This window comes from Thalassoglobus sp. (genome assembly GCF_048270125.1).
GTDB lineage: Bacteria > Planctomycetota > Planctomycetia > Planctomycetales > Planctomycetaceae > Thalassoglobus.
In genome coordinates this window covers 231,629-249,609 of the sequence record NZ_JBLWTN010000008.1, presented here as the reverse complement: position 1 = coordinate 249,609, position 17,981 = coordinate 231,629, and the positions used below count along the sequence as shown (strand labels likewise).

Annotated in this window: 10 protein-coding genes; 1 reads left to right on the top strand and 9 read right to left on the bottom strand. The window is 50.4% G+C overall.

From position 1 onward, the window contains the following. Positions 1 to 22 precede the first annotated feature (22 nt). From tsaD to ACN0YR_RS12355, 3 genes are all read right to left on the bottom strand, one after another. Positions 23 to 1,060, bottom strand: coding sequence for a tRNA (adenosine(37)-N6)-threonylcarbamoyltransferase complex transferase subunit TsaD (gene tsaD, locus ACN0YR_RS12365; protein WP_417849536.1), 1,038 nt, complete (start codon positions 1,058 to 1,060; stop codon positions 23 to 25). A gap of 106 nt (positions 1,061 to 1,166) precedes the next feature. Then, the gene (locus ACN0YR_RS12360) at positions 1,167 to 2,621 is read right to left on the bottom strand and encodes a S41 family peptidase (RefSeq protein ID WP_417849535.1); all 1,455 of its coding nucleotides are present in this window, start codon (positions 2,619 to 2,621) and stop codon (positions 1,167 to 1,169) included. A gap of 484 nt (positions 2,622 to 3,105) precedes the next feature. Continuing rightward, the gene (locus tag ACN0YR_RS12355; RefSeq protein WP_417849534.1) at positions 3,106 to 5,790 is read right to left on the bottom strand and encodes a PVC-type heme-binding CxxCH protein; all 2,685 of its coding nucleotides are present in this window, start codon (positions 5,788 to 5,790) and stop codon (positions 3,106 to 3,108) included. Positions 5,791 to 5,966: 176 nt separating this feature from the next. Between ACN0YR_RS12355 and ACN0YR_RS12350 the strand changes: the two genes are divergently transcribed. After that, the gene (locus tag ACN0YR_RS12350; RefSeq protein WP_417849533.1) at positions 5,967 to 6,551 is read left to right on the top strand and encodes a hypothetical protein; all 585 of its coding nucleotides are present in this window, start codon (positions 5,967 to 5,969) and stop codon (positions 6,549 to 6,551) included. Between the two features lie 241 nt (positions 6,552 to 6,792). Here ACN0YR_RS12350 and ACN0YR_RS12345 read toward each other — a convergent pair whose 3' ends face one another. The 6 genes from ACN0YR_RS12345 to ACN0YR_RS12320 all read right to left on the bottom strand — a co-directional run bounded on the left by ACN0YR_RS12345 (position 6,793) and on the right by ACN0YR_RS12320 (position 17,928). Then, on the bottom strand, positions 6,793 to 8,391 hold the full coding sequence (locus tag ACN0YR_RS12345) for an arylsulfatase (RefSeq protein WP_417849561.1): 1,599 nt from the start codon (positions 8,389 to 8,391) through the stop codon (positions 6,793 to 6,795). Between the two features lie 228 nt (positions 8,392 to 8,619). Further along, positions 8,620 to 8,934, bottom strand: coding sequence for a hypothetical protein (locus tag ACN0YR_RS12340; protein ID WP_417849532.1), 315 nt, complete (start codon positions 8,932 to 8,934; stop codon positions 8,620 to 8,622). A gap of 53 nt (positions 8,935 to 8,987) precedes the next feature. Next, a complete protein-coding gene (locus ACN0YR_RS12335; protein WP_417849531.1) occupies positions 8,988 to 9,404 on the bottom strand; it encodes a hypothetical protein in 417 nt (138 codons plus the stop codon). Between the two features lie 78 nt (positions 9,405 to 9,482). Beyond that, positions 9,483 to 12,719, bottom strand: coding sequence for an excinuclease ABC subunit UvrA (uvrA, locus tag ACN0YR_RS12330; protein ID WP_417849530.1), 3,237 nt, complete (start codon positions 12,717 to 12,719; stop codon positions 9,483 to 9,485). A 93-nt stretch (positions 12,720 to 12,812) separates the two neighbouring features. Continuing rightward, positions 12,813 to 16,334, bottom strand: coding sequence for a PVC-type heme-binding CxxCH protein (locus ACN0YR_RS12325; protein ID WP_417849529.1), 3,522 nt, complete (start codon positions 16,332 to 16,334; stop codon positions 12,813 to 12,815). Positions 16,335 to 16,488: 154 nt separating this feature from the next. Then, on the bottom strand, positions 16,489 to 17,928 hold the full coding sequence (locus tag ACN0YR_RS12320) for a hypothetical protein (RefSeq protein WP_417849528.1): 1,440 nt from the start codon (positions 17,926 to 17,928) through the stop codon (positions 16,489 to 16,491). Positions 17,929 to 17,981: the final 53 nt, after the last annotated feature.

Genomic DNA, 17,981 nt, shown 5'->3' with positions numbered 1-17,981 from the left:
TATGACGTCACGAAAGTGAACTTCACGAACGATGACGGACTAAACCGGGAGTGACATCGACGTCGAGATCGGCGATATCACCCTGCTTCAGCAACTCCCAGGCAATGGCTCCCATGGCAGCGTTGTCAGTACAGAGCGACATCGGGGCGATCGTGACTCGGATACCTTCTCGTTCTTGAAGTTCGTCCAAGCGTTCACGGAATCGCTGATTTGCTGCCACACCTCCGCCAACGCAAAGTGACTTCCGCCCAAACTTCTTGGCTGCCTGATGGCACTTCGCAATCAGGACATCGACGATGGCTTCCTGATAGCTGGCACTTAAGTCCGCGATGCGCTGTTCCGTAAGTGGAAGAGGCTCTTCTCGAGCGCCAGGTTGCCCCAATGCGGTGTACCGCATCGAAGTTTTGATTCCGCTGAAACTGAAGGCGAGTCGCTCATCCTTAATGAACGTGCGGGGAAACCGGAACGCTTTTGGGTTACCCTGCTGTGCGACACGTGCGATGTGTGGACCTCCGGGATATGGGAGCCCCAACATGGCAGCCGCTTTGTCGAAGGCTTCGCCAGCTGCATCGTCGATCGTTGAGCCGACTAACTCGTATTCGGTAGTCGAACGGCAATCATAAAGGTTCGTGTGCCCTCCACTAACGACTAAACCAACCGCCGGGAAGATCTCCTCCTCTGCGATCATTTGGCAGGCGTAAAGATGGGCGTGGATATGGTTGACCGCCACGAGTGGCTTGTTCAAAACCAGCGCGAGTGTTTTGGCAGCTGTCAGGCCGACAAGTAAAGAGCCGACCAAACCGGGTTGGGTCATCACTGCGATGGCGGAGAGATCTTCGAGTTTCCGCTCACTTTTCCGAAGTGCTTCATCGATAACCGGGAGAATATTGGAAAGATGTGCGCGCGAGGCAATTTCCGGAACCACTCCCCCGAAACGTTGATGCAACTCATCCTGAGTAGCGATCACGCTACTCAGAACGTTGAGATCACAATCAATGACAGCTGCGGCAGTCTCATCGCAGGACGATTCAATCGCCAGAAGAACTTCAGGCTGGTTCATAACGTGACGAAAGCGAAGAGTCCAAATGAATAAAATGAGGCAAAGGCATTGCCTCCGTGAATTGAATCGCTGAAACGAGTTCCAGCGATTTGACGAACACTCCGCATCAACCGATGTTGCTTTTTTGCGGGACAAGAAGAAATGGAACGTTCATCGCTGCTTCTTTTTCGTCTGCTTTCGGAGCTGGTTTCTCCTCTTTTTTCTCCTCCTCGGGAGCTTCTTCCTTCTTGGATTCTCCGGTCAATTCGCCAATCAGGTAATCCAGGGCGCGCTGCAGTTGAGTATCTTCAAAATCACTTTCGTACGACGAATCGAGGAAATGATTGTCCCGTTTTCCCCGGTCAATTTGAAACTCTCGCATTTGTTTATTCGAAAACTTTTCTTCAAAGCCCTCATTTGGAGACACCCCCCAAACGTCGCTCTCCTTGGCGTTCGGGAAACGATGAATGTTCTTTCCGCTCGGACGCTGATAGCTGGCAGTTGTGAGCTTCAAGGCGCTGTGTCCGTTTTCGAGATCGATCACGTTCTGAACGCTCCCCTTGCCCCAACTTCGCTCTCCAATTACGACAGCGCGGTCATGGTCTTGCAGGCAAGCGCTCACGATTTCACTCGCTGAGGCACTGTAACGATTGATGAGAACCACCATCGGAAATCCAGTGAAAGTTCCGAAACGTTTCGCGGCCCAGCTGTCATCGCGACGGTTTCGGCCTTCAACTGAAACGATTTTACCTTTCTCGATGAACAGGTCTGAAATATCGATCGCGGCGCGAAGTTGCCCACCTGGATTGAATCGCAAGTCGAGGATAAATCCTTTCATGTCCTGCTTTCGCAGAGATTTCAGAACTTCGCGAAGCTCAGCCGCACTGCGATCAGTGAAGTGTGTCAGGCGGGCGAAGCCGATTTTGTGTTCATCATCGATCATGAAGTCCCAAGTCGAATCAGGATTGTGCGAGTACCCGAGAGCCGTTTCGAGTTCGATTGTGTCGCGAACGAGCTTGATCGTTTCTTCTTCATCTGTCCCGTTTCGACGAACAAGAACCTCAACTTCTTCACCAGGCTCACCTCGCAGCAACTCAATCGCTTTCTCCATCTCCTTGCCGAGTTCGAATTCTTTGACAGGCTTGCCATCAATCTCAACAATGCGATCCCCCGAATGAATTCCCGCTTTGTAAGCAGGACTTCCCGGAAGCGGAGTGATAATTTCGAGCGCGCGCAATTTGTCATCGAAGTTGACGCGAATTCCGACTCCGCCAAATTTTTGAGTGATCGCTTCGGTGAACTTGTCGACATCATCAGGAGCGATGTAGTTCGAATACGGATCAAGTTCAGAGAGCATCCCGCGAACGGCGGCATCGATCAATTTGCGTTTATCGACCTCTTTAACGTAGTTCCGATCAATCTGCTGAAATGTGTCGACGAAAACTCGCATGAGCTCGTAGTATTCGTCGTCATCGCTCGATTGTGCTTTGGCGACACCTGTCGAAACGGTCGCCATAAAAATAGCAGCTGTCAACAGCGCAGAGGTCGCTGCCCAAAGAACAGATTCAGATCGGTATTTCATAGAAGGCCTTCAGAGGCTGAATTTTACTGTGTCCACGCGGCAGTGCTCACTCAAACTTGTTCAAACGTACAGAGCAGAGGTTTGAGATGCAGAGGTTTGAGATATTGTCCTACAGGCGTTCTTACAATTCATATCGGTATTCTTTACCAGTGAATACTCTGAAATTGTAGAACTGACCCAGCTTCACAGCAAGACGATTCAATTCCCAACACGATTCAAGCTGGGTGAATTACGAAAAACAGGCCGAAATCGTGAACGATTTCGGCCTGAAACTGACTCGTTTGTAATTTTGCAGCCTCAACAGAAGCCACGCTCTGCCTCGTGATAAGCAGTCTATGAAACCATGAATGCGAGCTTCACAGACACGGAAACAAAATCTGCTTTAGAGCATCTTTCGAATTGGTTTGCAGGTTCTGCCACGTGGCGAACAGCATTTTTACTAAAGAAATGCGTTCTTCACGGGCACACGGTAGAGCAAACTGCTTTAATTCGAATCATTTTGTGAAACAGCTTTTCCGTTGGCGTCGATCCGGTTTTGCAGAGTCTCCATAGTCTCCTTTAATGCGTATTCCAGATAGACATCCTGATCATAAATCAGAGATTCCACAGCGATGTCGAGAGCCTGTTGACTGTCGAAGAAGCTGAGGGCTCGAACCGCTTCAAGACGGACCCGGGCATTCTCATCATGGATGGCTGTTTGAATTTTCGCGAGTGGTTCGTCAATACGATCTCGCCAATAGCACAGAACTCGAACGGCTGCTGCTCGGGCACGAGCATCTTTGGAGGCCAGGATTCGGTCGAGAAGTTCGACGTCAACCGCATCGTGATGCTGTTTCACCCACAGCAACTCTAGCAACAGGTGCTGATCCGCTTCGCTGTCAGTTTTGATTTCCGAGATCGCGTTGTCGACAGCTGGGATCACTTCTTTTTTCTTCCGAGAACCGAGTTCACGACGGGCCTGGAAGCGTGTGCGATCCTCATAAGTCTTCAATGTGGTCAGAAGCTCTTCAGTCGATTGAAGTGCGGTCTTGGTCGGTTCGACGAGCGGGTTGTCTTTGTAAGTAATCCGCCAGATGCGACCGTGCACTTTGTCACGATTTGGATCACGGAGATTGTGCTGCATGTGACCGACTAAAGGGTTGAACCAGTCGAGAACATACAGAGCTCCATCGGGACCGAATTGCAAATCAACAGGACGGAAGTTGGGATCGGACGAACGTAACAGCGGCTCCACTGGCTCAGCTGCGAAACCTGATCCATCGTCTTCGAAGCGATATTGCAGCACACCTTGAAAACCGATGCAGTTGTTCAACAGGTAGTTGCCCTGCATCTCTTTCGGAAAGTTTCGACTCGAAACAATTTCGCATCCACAAGTCGGACGCCATTGCTTCACGAGAAACTGCTTCAACCCAGGATGCTTGCGGGGGTGATCGAGATCTCCCGAGAAGGCTGCTCCCACGTAGTTTGCTCCACCAGATGCGTCAGCAACGAAGTTCTGTCCCCACTTATCAAAACAGTGTCCCCAGGGGTTCGCGAAGTTATAAGATACGAACACATCCAGCTTTTCTGAACGTGGTTCGTAGCGGAACACTGCGGCATTGGCGACTCTCTCTGGTCCCTGAGGCGTTTCGAATTGCGTGTGGTGGAAGGTCCCTTCCTGAAAATACAATTCGCCCCCCGGTCCCAATTCAAAGGCACTCAGTGAGTGGTGAGAATCAGCAGAGTCGAAACCATGAAGCCGATGCTGGTACACATCAGCAACATCGTCTCCATCGGTATCTTTAATGAACATCAGGTTCGGCTGTTGTGCGACATAAGCTCCTCCGTTGGCGAGTTCAATCCCGGTCGGAAGATGAAGTCCTTTCGCAAAAACTTTTTCTGAATCCGCTTTTCCGTCCCCGTTGGTGTCTTCGAGAATTAAAATCTTGTCGTCGACAGGCACACCCGGAAGGTACATCGGATACGACGGCATTGTCGTCACGTACAGACGTCCCTTTCCGTCAAAAGTAAATTGGACCGGGTTCTCAAGGTTTTTGAAATCCTTTTCCGAGGCCCACAAGTTGATCTCAAAACCTTCAGGAAGAGTGAACGATTCAAGAGCCTCTTCAGGAGGAGTGATATAGACTTCGTTTTTGAAGTTAGTTTGAATCTCAGTAAAGTCACCCGTTCCTGAATCATCGATTTCTTTCGGAACCGATTCCCCACTGGCAACCTTCCAAATCCGTTCATCTCGAACAGAGATCATCTTACGGAGTTTCTCGAACTCTGCCGGGAAGTTCACAACACCGAACGGCTCTTTGCGACCACCATAGATGTAGAAGCCGTTCACCGCACGGTAGTCATAGAAGAACTGCAAATTCTTTTCAGCGACCTCTTTTCGCAGTTGGCCAAGTTTGACGTCCGAGGCTTTTGGTTCGCCAAACAGTTCGCCATCAAGAATCTTTGCCAGTTCCCGGTAGCCATTAAAATTGAGATGAATCCCGTTCATGGTCAGCGGTTTTTTTGCCTCTTCGTAAAGCTTCCTGGTTGGCGAGAAGAGATCGACGAACGGAACCCCTTTGGCTTTTGCGACACGCTGCATGGCAGCAGTGTACAATTCCAAATTCTTGTTGTTGTCGGTTCCGGCGGTGATTCCACGGTTTGGGAGATCTTCGCTGGCAATCGGAGAGATCAACACAACTCGAACGTCGTGCTTCGGTGCACCTTCTTTATCCTGAATTTGCGGCTCATAAGAACCACGCTTGAAAGATTGACTCGGATACTTGAGTGCTTTGATCTCATCAACAAAATTTGAAAGCTTTTCTTCAAACTCAGGAATGCCCGCTTCGCCAGCAAATGATTCGTTGTAACCGAACATCGCCAGAATCAGGTTCGGTTGGTGATCAACAAGTGTGTGCCCGTGATCCTGAAAATCCTGTGACCGAAGACGAGTATCGATCGCATCCGCGGACCAACCCAGATTACGAACAACAAGTTTCTTCTCGGGGAATCGATGATGAAGCAATGTCTCCCAGTGATTGAAATACTGCATCCGCTCTGCGAGGGTGTTCCCCAGGATGACGACTTTGTCACCATCGTTGGGAGTGATAACCCCTTGAGCCATCAATATTTGACTCGACGAAAAGAAGACCAGCAGTGCGAGAACTGATCGCTGAATTCCACTTATCATGTTTTCTCTCGTGAATTACGTTAATTTTACGGCTGCCCCGTCGAAGAAAGTTGACGGACAGGGAGATTCAAATCGGCGTACCCAATTCTGGCATCTGTCGGTAAAATTGTAAATTGACTCCCAATAACTCTTTCCCGAACAGAATTTTGATGTTGCATCAACATCAAAAGCAAACCATGAGCGATCAAGCGGCAGATTCCACAATGACACCGAATTCCCGGAAATTCTTGGGCCTTCTCAGTATCCCGCTTATGGTGTTCTTGACACTCGGTACCGCCTATCTATACCTCGCACGAGAGCCTGCTTCCGGGGAAACCCGGTCAGACGCCACCGAAGGTGTGCTTGTTAACAGCGATGTGGCGATCGGAGCCACTGAACAACTGGGAGAGATCACTTCGGAGCAGATCCTCGGAACGTGGGCACTCAACGCCCCGGAAGCAAATCGCGTCATCGAAAATCGCGCCGACGGCACAGCCAGTATTGATGTCACATTCGGATTTTGGGCGTCGTTGCTCTATGGAAACGAAGTGCATCTGGAATTGGAATGGACGCTCGAAGATGATCTGCTTACCCATACGATTGTGAGTGGGACGCCAGAGAAAAACAAACAGAAAATCATCAAAGACTTCGGAGAGAAGGGCTATTTCAAAATCCTCAGCATCAGCGAAAAGCAGATGCACCTCGTCGATTTTGATGACCCACCGGAAGAGTACTTCTGGAAAAAAGTGTCAGAGAAAACAGAGGTTTCTGCCCAGAAGTAAGTGATCCTTCTGCCACTTCATGACGTGCTCTCCGAGCCGTTTTTCTTAAGTCGATGACATAAAAAAACCGATCCTGAAACCTGCCCTCGGTTTCTCAAAGTTTGAGAAGAACCTTGGGTGCAAGATTTCCAGATCGGTTTAATTTTTTATTGCGGACCGCTCTCAATGAACGGTCCACTTAAAAAATCAGGAGAGACAACTGACTGCGAGAGGATTTCAAAAATCTGACTCGCAGTTTGCTCTAGTTGCCTGTTGGCAGCGGAATCGTCACACCTTCCTTCTTGAGTTGTTCACGCACGTGCTGGAATCGCTCGTACCCAGAGATCGTGATTGGACCTGTGTACGTTTCGCTTTGCAGCTTACGTGGCGGATACTCAACGTAGGTCTTCATCAGCTTGTTGATAGACGCGCTAATTGACACCATCGTCCAGGTACGTTCAGTGTAGTTATTCATAAAGATGTCGTACCGTTCTTGTGGGTCTTGCCAGAGATCGAAGACTTGTGGAACGGTGGCAACATATTTTTCTGCACCCTTCCAACCGAGATTGGAATCAACAGAGAGACCACCAGTTGCCTGTCCGTCGTCACCTCGGAGGTTAAAGACAGCTTTGTAATTGCCGACGCGAGCTGCACCTGGGGTGAGTTCATTCTCAGTAAAGTAGAACCACTCCGTCCGCGTCCCTTTGCCAGTCCCCTTTAAGATTGGGGTCATGTCCTGGCTGTCGAAAATGATCGGCTCTCCGGCGCGGTCTTTCGTCGGAAGCTTAGCGCCAGCGACTGAAGCGAATGTGGCCATCAGATCGAGACCACCCACGATATCATGGTTCTTCACTCCATTCTTGATTTTACCCGGCCAGAGGGCGATTGCTGGAACACGGTTGCCCCCTTCGCGGACAGTTCCCTTGGTTCCACGGAACGGTGTATATCCAGCATCGGGATAAACGTCCTGCCATGCTCCATTGTCAGTCGTGTAGACGACGAGTGTATTCTTGTCCAAACCTAACTCACGCAGTTTGTCCATGACCCGACCAATACGAGTGTCGAGTTCAACGACAGAATCTGCATATTTTGATTTCGACAGCGACTTGTGTTTGAACTCAGGCGCTGGAAGATTCGGTTGATGGACCTTCATGAAATTGATGTTGATGAAGAACGGCTGATCGGGGTTCTTTGCAGCATCTTCCAGGAACTCAATTCCAGACTTCTCGACGTATTGGTCCATAAAAGGAATACCGACCACCCCTTTGTCAGGCGTGTCGACATACTGTCCGTTGACTTTCCAGTCTTCCTTCGCTGGTTCGCCCGCGTTGCCTGACAAAGAACCTTTGGTCACCTTGTCGAACATCTCTCTCAACTTGGGATCCATGTCGGGGAACCAGGTCGGGTCTCCATATGTGTAAGCATTGCAGTGGTAGAGGAAGCAATGCTTCATGACGTCGTAGCCTTGCGCGTTCGGAAGCGCGTAGTCAGCTTCTCCCAGATGCCACTTCCCGGTGAAGTATGTTTTGTAGCCGGCTGTCTTCAAAACGGAACCGAGCGTCCACTCGGCTTGAGGCAAACCTCCACCTTGGCCTTGGAAAGCAACCGTTGTCATCCCGCTACGATTTGGAATCCGACCAGTCTGCATCGCAGCGCGACCTGGGGTACAACTTGGTTGAGCGTAGAATGAGAAGAAAGTCATCCCTTCTGCAGCCATGCGGTCGATGTTTGGCGTCGGCATGCCGCGCCCTTCACCACCACCATAGGGACCAAGGTCTCCAAATCCGGTGTCGTCAGAGACGATAAATAAGATGTTGGGTTTCCCCTCCTGAGCGAATGTCGGATTCAATCCGACGACCATCACAACAGCTGCAGCAAAAAACATTTTGCAGCAACCTAATCCAAACTCAGCACGGCTCATCAGTAGCTCCTTTAAAGTGGGACAATTCGAAACGATCAGACAGCTAGAAAGTGATACAGTGAGATCACGTTCACATATTGAGCGACTTTTCCACAGAAGCACGTGTCGAAAGGAGGGGCCCGTTCGAGTGCCTGCAACTGCCTTTACCGATTTTCTAAACGAGAACCTTCAAGTACAAGCCGTGCGCATTGCGTTTTTGCAATTTTTTGATTCATTAACATTACCTTCACACATGATTTCTCTCACCTGCTCGCCAATGATGAGTTTCGTCAACGTGGTATCGTAGCTGAGTCTTTTTTTGATCTTCTTCAGCCCCCAAATTAATGTCATCTTTCCATTTAGAGCAGTTTGCTCTACCGCTTGCCCGTGAAAAACGCATTTCTTTAGGAAAAATGCTGTTCGCCACGAGGCAGAACCTGCAAACCAATTCGAAAGATGCTCTAGTCTTTCTGCTTCCCCGCAATTGTTCGCGGGTAGATTCATGTTGCGTCCGGAGAACAAAGACATCACCGTGAAAAGTTCACCGTGAAGAGATCTCATATCCGTTTGTCAGGCCAATTGGGAAAATCTGGCTTCTGTGGAAAGCGATTGAGGATCTCAGGAATCAACTCAAGCCCTTTTTCGGTGAGACGGCAAGCTGTGAAAGTCGGATCAGCAGGGCTGTCAAAATCACCACCACCTTCGATGAGATGTGGGTAACTTCGAAGAACCTCAATCAACTGTTGGTATCGCGTTTCGACTTGCGAGATGAGCTCTCCATCATCTTGATAGAGACCGCTAACATTTCCTTGCGAAAATCTGCTTTGACACTCCTCCGCAGTCAAATCACCTGAATAAAAAAGTGACAGCTGCACGACCTGATCACAGCAGGAAGTCCAGTTGTCCTGCTGTAAATCGTTCCCGCGATAATACGCTGCCAATAGGAGGGATTGATCAATTAAAGAGAGGTTCATCAGTACGACTCACGCAGCTCCAACATTGGTCTTCAGTGTCGAGATAACCCCGAGTGAGTCACCACCGGGGGGAGACCGTTACTCACCACAAACAGTTGCCACAAACTCGTTCAGGAACTTCTTCAGAGCGGCGGATTTGACATGGGACTGGGCAGTCAACTGAATTTGGATCGCTTCTTTGCTTCCGGCTGCTGTGATTTGTCGATCTTTCCCGAGTGAGGAAACCTGACCGAGAGCGAAGGTTCCCGGTTCGGAGTAGAGGCTCAGATAGATGCCGTCGCGACGTTTGGTTTGCAGCTTGGCGACGACATCGTTGGTATTTGGGTCTTTGTATTGGACATCTGTTTTATTGGAATGGTCCGGGGTGAGCCCGCTGAATGTGTCGTCCAGAATATCGAACAGTTTTTCAAGCGTCTCCAATTTCCAGGCTACTCGTTTATTCGAAGGAAAACCTTTGCGAGTGAGATGCCATTTCTTACCAAGGACTTTCCACGGCATTAACTCACTGGGATCTTTCTTCTCGACCGTTTCGACCTGCTTCAAGTACGCTGCGGCAGCCTCTTTCAGAAACTGACGAAACTCCGGGGTGTCTATTTCTTCGAGCCAGTGAACATCGAAGACAACTTCCTGGAATGGACCTTTCTTCTCGTTGACACGGACTCGCTCGCTGCGATTGTAGACCTGAATTTCATCGAGATCATTGACCGGCTTGAGAGGGATGCGGGCCTGCACGTCCGCTTCTTCGAACGTCCCTTTCGGCACGCGGAAGTAAAATCTCAACAACCATTCATCACCCGTTAATCCATGAAAGAACCAGCCGGTTCCAACTTTTTTCTGGGCTGTAATTTCGACACTTGCCTGATCGTTCCAAGCAGCTTCCTGAAGTCCATCGATCTCGGCCAGAGTGTCGGTAACCAGAAGCAACGCGTCACCTTCCCAGCGAATCGGTTTACCGTTGCGGGCGATGCGGTCAACCGTATGCCAGCGGCGACCATCCTGCTCCCAAGGGGCAGCGATGTCTTTGCCGACTTTAGAGATGTCGAGATCACCCTCTTTCTTGCGAGCTGCTTCCTTCGCATCAAAAACATCGACCTCACCACGTTGATCGTGTTTCAAAACAGGCTTTAGAAGCTCGCCGGTCCAACTTCGAAATGCTGGCTGGTCGGTCGCCAGTGGAGCAACAGATTTCTTCTTCCGCTTCGTTTTTTTCTTAGTAGTTCCGTTGGAAAGATAATGATCACTTTGAGCAACCACATCTTCCGGGGTTCCCGCTGCGACAATCCACCCGCCGCCGATACCAGCCTCAGGACCGATATCAACAATCCAGTCTGCGGTTTTAATAACGTCCAAATTGTGCTCAATGATGACCACCGTGTTGCCATGTTCGACCAGGCTGTTCAAAACTTTCAACAGCTTGGCAATGTCATCAAAATGCAGACCGGTGGTTGGTTCATCGAGCAGATACAACGTTCGACCGCTGTTCGGTTTTGCCAGTTCGGCAGCGAGTTTGACTCGCTGCGCTTCACCACCACTGAGCGTGGTCGCAGATTGCCCAAGAGTTAAATAGTCCAGCCCGATGGCATCGAGCGTTGCCAAAGGAGTTCGAATCTTCGGAATGTTCTGGAACAATTCCAGTGCCTGCCCGATACTCATTTCCAGAACATCGGCAATGGAATGGTTCTTGTATCTGACCGCCAAAGTTTCCTGATTAAAACGTTTTCCACGACAGGTATCACACTCCACCCAAACATCTGGAAGAAAGTGCATTTCAATTTTCTTCTGCCCCATCCCTTCACAGTCATCGCAGCGTCCGCCAGCCCGGTTGAAGCTGAATCGCCCCGGCTTGTAACCACGAATCTTTGAGTCCGGAATTTTCGAATAGAGCTGGCGAATCGGTTCGAAGACTCCCGTATACGTCGCTGGGTTCGAGGCCGGAGTTGCTCCGATCGGGTTTTGATCAACAGCGATCACACGGCTGATTTGCTCAGCTCCGTTCATCTCCCGAAACGGTCCCGGGGTTGGACCTTTCAGTTTCAAATGCCGTGCAACTCCGCGAGCGAGCGTATCCTGAATCAATGAGCTTTTGCCCGACCCGGAAAGCCCCGTCACACAGGTCATCGTCCCGAGTGGAATTCGCAAGTCGACATTTCGCAAGTTGTTTTGCTGGCAACCCAGAATCTCCAGCCAGCTTTCCCCCGGTGGATTGCCGTAAACTTCCTGAAGTTTTTCAAGTTCGATAACAGGTTCATTCTTTTCGTCGATAACTTGCATGCGGCGCCGAATCGGAACCGGAATCCCCATTGTGCCAGCAAGATAGGCGCCTGTTAAGGATGCTTTGGTTTGCCGGCTGATCTGTTTCGGAGTTCCCTCAGCGACGACGTTCCCGCCGTATCGACCAGACCCGGGCCCGAAATCATAAAGCCGGTCAGCTGCTTCAATTACTTCTCGATCATGCTCGACAAGTACCAACGTATTCCCAAGTTCTTTCAACTTGTTGAGGGCCTCGATAAGTCGACCGTTATCACGCGGATGCAGCCCGATGGTCGGCTCATCCAGCACGTAAAGAACTCCTGTCAATGCGCGACCAATTTGACCTGCGAGTCGGATTCGTTGCGACTCTCCGCCAGAGAGCGTCGGCATACTGCGATCGAGCGTCAGGTAATGCAGGCCGACATCAACGAGAAACGAGAGGCGATGGGACGCTTCATTCAGTAAGTCGCCAGCAATTTTTTTCTCGCTCATATCGAGCTTGAGCGATTGCAAAAATGGCAACAGCTCTTCGAGTGGAAGTTTGCACAACTCTGGAAGCGTTTTGTCGTTCAAGCGGACAGCGGCTGCATCATCTCGGATACGGTCACCATTACAAACCGAGCAAGGTTTCTCCCCCACAAGATCCTGAAACTTCGCCCGATACGGATACGAAACGCGCGAGGCTTCTTCAATGGCAGGATACAGCCCCTTGTACTGAACGGTCATCGGTTGCACCGAACCGGGTAGCGAAACGGAAAACCATCTCTCATCGGTCCCGTGCAGGATCACCCGTTGAAAGCGTGGACTGAGCTGATACCAGGGTTGGTCACGAGGAATTCCAAGTTGGTCAGTGACCGCTTCGAGAACGGCAGCAAATCCGGGATTCTCTTGCGGATTCGGCCAGGCGGAGACGGCTCCCTGATCGAGAGTCAGATTCGGATTGGCAACAATTGCGGACTGGTCCGTGCCAATTTCGGTTCCCAACCCTTCGCATGCCGGACACCAGCCAAGCGGACTGTTGAAAGAGAAATTTTGTGGAGCGAGTTCTTCAAACGTCCGTGACATGAAGCAGGTTTCAGTTTGTGTCTATATTTTCGGACTCATGAAATGCGTCCGGGGAAGTCTCTATGACAGAATAGCGCCCACGTCGCGAACTGTCTACTTCTGCCGCTGGCTCATGAGATAGCCAAGAAGGTGTTGAAATTCATCATCCTTGATGAGTTCCCCCCAGTTCTCAGGCATAATCGACAGGTTTGAAACTTTCTCAGCGGCGATTTCTTTTGTTGAGAAAGAAATTTCTTCCCCTTTGGTGTCGGCGATGACCGTCAATTCTCCCTCTTCACGACGAAACAAGCCCGAATAAACTTTCCCGCTTTCCAGTAAATAGATACGGGAGCGAAAGGCGAGATCGATATTTCGATTCGGAGCCAAAACATCTTCCAGGACGCGGTCAAGCCCACGGTTGCCGATGCCATCGAGTTGCGGTCCGACTTTTTTTCCTTCTTCACCAACAGAGTGGCATGCCGCACAGTTCTTTTTGAAAATCGCTTTGCCGACATCCAGCGATACCAGTTCCATTTTGAATTCGCTTCTTCGCTGTTCAATGAGATTCAAGATTTTGTCGTCTGCCTCAGGAAGCGTCGCCTTGAGGGATGTGAATTTCTGACGCAGGTCTTTGTCGTCAAGAGCTTCAAGTTGAGCATTCACTACAGCAGAGGCAAGCACTGAGGGTGAGATCGCTCCGTTCTCAATCAGTTCCGCCAACCTCGTTGCTCCTGCCTCTTGCAGAGACATTGAACGGGCCAATGCCGTTTGAACTGTAAGCGGGAACGTTTTCAACAAGGCGAGGAATTCGAGTTCGCCAGCATCGGCATCCGCTTTGCCGTTCTGGTTTATATCGTTGAGGATCACTTGAGCGATACGGATTTTCTGCTGACCTGTAACTTCCGATGAATTGTAGATCGAGAGCAACCCATCTGCGTCTGGAGAGGACTGCTTCGTCACCAATGACTCGAGCGCGGCAAACCGGACAGCAGCAACGAGAGACGGATTGAGCGCGATCGATTTCAAATCTGCCTCAAATTGAGTAAGACCGAGTTGCCGACAGATGTTGGCTGACGAAATCAAACGCTGGTGACTTGTCTTGAGATCGACTTTCGGAATTTGAACGACCGGTGGAGAGATGCCGCTGATCGCAATCCAGGCATAGGCGCGAACACTGACATTGTCAGTGACCTGAAGATAGCCTTTTTCTCCTGCATGTTCACCAAGGTCCCAAGTCACTCTCTGAGCTGTGTCATTCCTCGGTGCCAGTGCTTTCTGAATTTCTTGATGATTCTTCGCCAGATGCAAGCTCACGAAATTCTGCGGGATGGCAGCCTGATTAGGAAAACCGAGATGACCACAAAGATCGAAGGAGAGTTCCGCCGGAAGTATAAAACTTTTTGATCTCAGCAAACCGACGGCGCGCTCACCCGCTGGCAAGCTACTGAGGAAAGGAACATCCTTTTTTCCGTCTACGGTGTTGCGAAGTTCGAGCCCCCAGTCAATGGGCCTTTTCTTCGGAAGCCCCAGCGATTTCCAATCTCCTCGGCCGGAATCGTCTGCCTCGAAAACCTGCTGAACCAGATCAACTCCCCAGTTGCTGAGCTCTTTTGTCGGCATACGCCCCTGCTGCCGTAAGCCCGATTGAATCGCCAGCAACAATTCCAGTTGCTGATCGAGATCGCTTGCAAAGCGAGACTTCGAGAGGCTGACAACCTGCGAAATATCCTGTTCCTGCAAATGCCGCGCAGCGAGCGTGACAATCTGCCTTAAGTCGGCATTCGAAAACTCAACCCGGTCAACAAGTTGCAGCAGATAAGTTGCCGACGCCTCAGACTTCACCGCCAGACTGACCTGGGCCAGCAAGTCTGTATCAGCTTCACTCCAGTCAAGCTTTTCGATGAACTCATACGCACCATCGAGCTGCATGGCGTTTCGCAGTCCGATTTTGCAAACGTGCCGTTGATGCACATCATGTTCAGATGCCGTTTGATGTGCTGCCACGAGTACCGGGATGTGTGAAATTCGTGAGTGCTGCGCGAGCGCCGTCGCTGCGGCTCTGCGAACGAGTGGACTGTTTTGCAAACCGTCACAGGCGAGCTGAACATGTCCCTCCGACCAGTCTGAGAGATCCGCCAAAATTCGCTGAACGTGGATGCGAACCACTTCGTCTTTTGAACCGAAAGCAGTTTGCAGATCGACAATCGAAAGATCGTCGAGCCGATGTCTCACCCAAAGCAGATAGGCATGCTGCAGCGGCGTTTTGGGATCTTCAAGCGCACTTCGAACTTCAGGCAAACAGTCCTCGCCGAGACGATCGACAAGTTGTTCAACGATGCGGTAATCGTAAGGCAAGTTTGGGACTGTCAGCTGCGAAATGAGTTCCCTTGCAGAGAGCTTCGTAAGATCCTGTGGAGGCTGCAACCTGTCCACAGGCTGATCTCCAACATAACTCACTCTCCAGATGCGGGCGCGATGTCGATCACGACCCGGGTGATCGAGCGGGACTTCATAATGCCCGATAATACGGTTGTAGAAGTCGGCAACATACAGAGCCTGATCGGGTCCGCACTGTGTCTCAACCGGTCGGAACCAGGAATCGCTGCTGGATAGAAAGTCCGGTTGCTCGACGACTTTGACTGTTGAGCCGGTGTACTGAATCACATCTCGATGAACACGGCTTGTCATGACGTTCCCGACGAACAGGTTGTTCTCATACTCCTCTGGAAATCCACCGCCGGTGTATTGAGAAATTCCGGCGATGGCGGTCGAGCCATGCAAGTGTTCCATCACCGGCGGAACGAACCCGAGGCCATCATGCGGCTTCCCGAAGCTGGGATAGTAGCCATCCTGGATTAACAGCGTGACCGGTTTTGTGTGACAGTCAGAAGTGTAGGCATCGCCAAGATGATCGAACGTCATTCCGAATGGATTCACCTGCCCGTGCGTGAAGTGCTCGATGCGAGAACCATCGAGTTTAAAGCGGTATGTATTCCCGGATTGCATCGTGATGGCATGCCCATCCGCTCCGGCCACTTTCGAATTGTTATTAAATCCATGACAGGCATACATCCAGCCATCGAGCCCGCGCCGAAATCCATTGTTCAGCCCATGTGTATCTCGCGAATAATCAAATGGACCATAAAGTACTTTCGCTTCATCAGATTTCCCGTCGCCGTCGGTGTCTCGATAAAAAGTGATGTTCGGGATTGAAAAGGCAATCACCCCGTCTTGATAGGGATATAGTCCGATCGGAACAGTGATCCCCTCGACAAAGGTTGTGAATTTGTCTGCGCGGCCATCGCCGTTGGTATCTTCCAGAATTCGAATGCTGTCAGTCGCTGACTCAGTAAAATTCGGAAACGGATAATCGTTCGACCCGCTCACCCACAATCGTCCACGTGAATCAAAAGCCATGTTCATCGGCTTTTGAATATCCGGCTCAGCCGCAAAAAGTTGAACTTCAAAGCCCTCGGGAACGGTGAAGGTTTTCAATTCCTCTTCAGGCGTCAGCGGATCTGAACTCCGAATCATCTCCCCGAAGTTCTGAGCCTGAAGAACACTCCCAACTGAGAGAGTGATCAGCCCAGTAAAAAGAATTTGAGCAAACCGCAATGAAAAGCGAGCAACCAGCATGCGAGTTCCTGAATCAACAGAGAGCGAATCCGAGCTTTACATGATGAACGAATCATCATGCCGCTGCCAGAGTACGCATCGTTGAATCCAGATGCCGTCGATATTCGACGCTGCAATCAGCGAACTGATTGCAGCCAGGGAGAGACCTCGGATGTCAGGCTTGCACGAGTTCGTGAAGTCGAGAAGACTTCTTAGCCGCACCGATCGATTGCAGTACGGATTGATCGTGCATTGACTCTGGTTTTTCGATGTCGAGGAGTTCAAGAATCGACGGCGCGATGGTCGTCAGGGAAACTTTCTGATCTCGAACTTCACAAGCGTGTCCCGGTTGCCGAATCCAGAAGATTCCGTCGGGATGATGTGTTCCGCTCTTGATCGAATCAACCCAGTAAAAGACGTCACGAAAGTTGATCTGCTCCTCACTCTTCGCAACGGTGAGTTGAGCATTGTCCGGCATAAGTTGACGGCACCGACACTGGGCGATCACTTCGCACCCCTCAAGTTCCGCAGAAAATGCTGGCGTTCCATCTGGGAGTTGCAGCGACAGCAACCGAGCTGAACAGGCTTCTGCATCGATCTCATTCGCAAACTTCAGGAAGAATTCATCCGCCATGATTGGTTCATAATTGAACTCACCGGCAATCTTCAAACTGTTCGTCAAAGCCTCTTTGTTGTGCAGACGATAGTGCCTGATGCCCCCTTCGTTATCTTTTTCCTGGAATGCCTGCTGGCCCAAAGCAGAAATCAACACAATTGTCGCCTTCGGAGCAAGGTTCAAGACTCGTCCAACGAGTTGGTCCATTTGGCGATAGCCGTACAAAATGGCATTCTTGTAAGCCCGCTGTTCAGACGATGATGGTCGGATCAAAAACGATTCTGGCTCCATGTTCCTCCAGAATTTGTGTTGAAAATGAGCTGTGCTGTTCGAGAAGAACGTTGAGAACGTGGGCTGATGCTTTTTGTAATACCATTCGAACAGGTCGTATTGAATCGCATCCAATACGGCAGCTCGCTTCCAGCGATGTCGTCCGAATTTCTCTTTCACCAGCTGACTGAGAATTCTTCTGATGGTCGAAACATGCAATCCATGATCCAGCATAAACGAGAGAAACTTCCAGCGTTCTCGAATCGAGACAGGTGTTTTCTTCGCAGCATACTCTTGGACATTCTTTCGTACGAATCCGTCGTAGTCGTCGAACTCTCCTTCGGGATACGGATTCACCTGATAGGACCATGGGTCGGGAAGAATGTGTCCGTTCAGATCTTCGCTGCACCAGGGATTCATGCTGCCACAAACCCAAACATTCTTCCCGGCAGCTGAAACCACATCCCAGATCGAGGGCGAGGTCAGCTTGTAAGCGTTTGAAAGTCGGTAAACTTCATGTTCGGCAGCTTCCAATCCTGAGTGGACTGTTACCCATTGAACCCAGGGGTTCAGCCATTCGCCTTCAGCATTCGCATCTGTTGTCTGAACAATGGACTCATCTCGCAACCTCTGAAAATTTGGGAGATGCCCTGCCTGCAGAAATCTGTCGAGAAGGACCGGCGTGAGTTCACTAAATTCAAGACAAATCACAGGCTGTTGTTGAGACATCCGAAGCTCCGCATTTCATCAGGGGAATCATATTCTAAACCGCGAACAACACT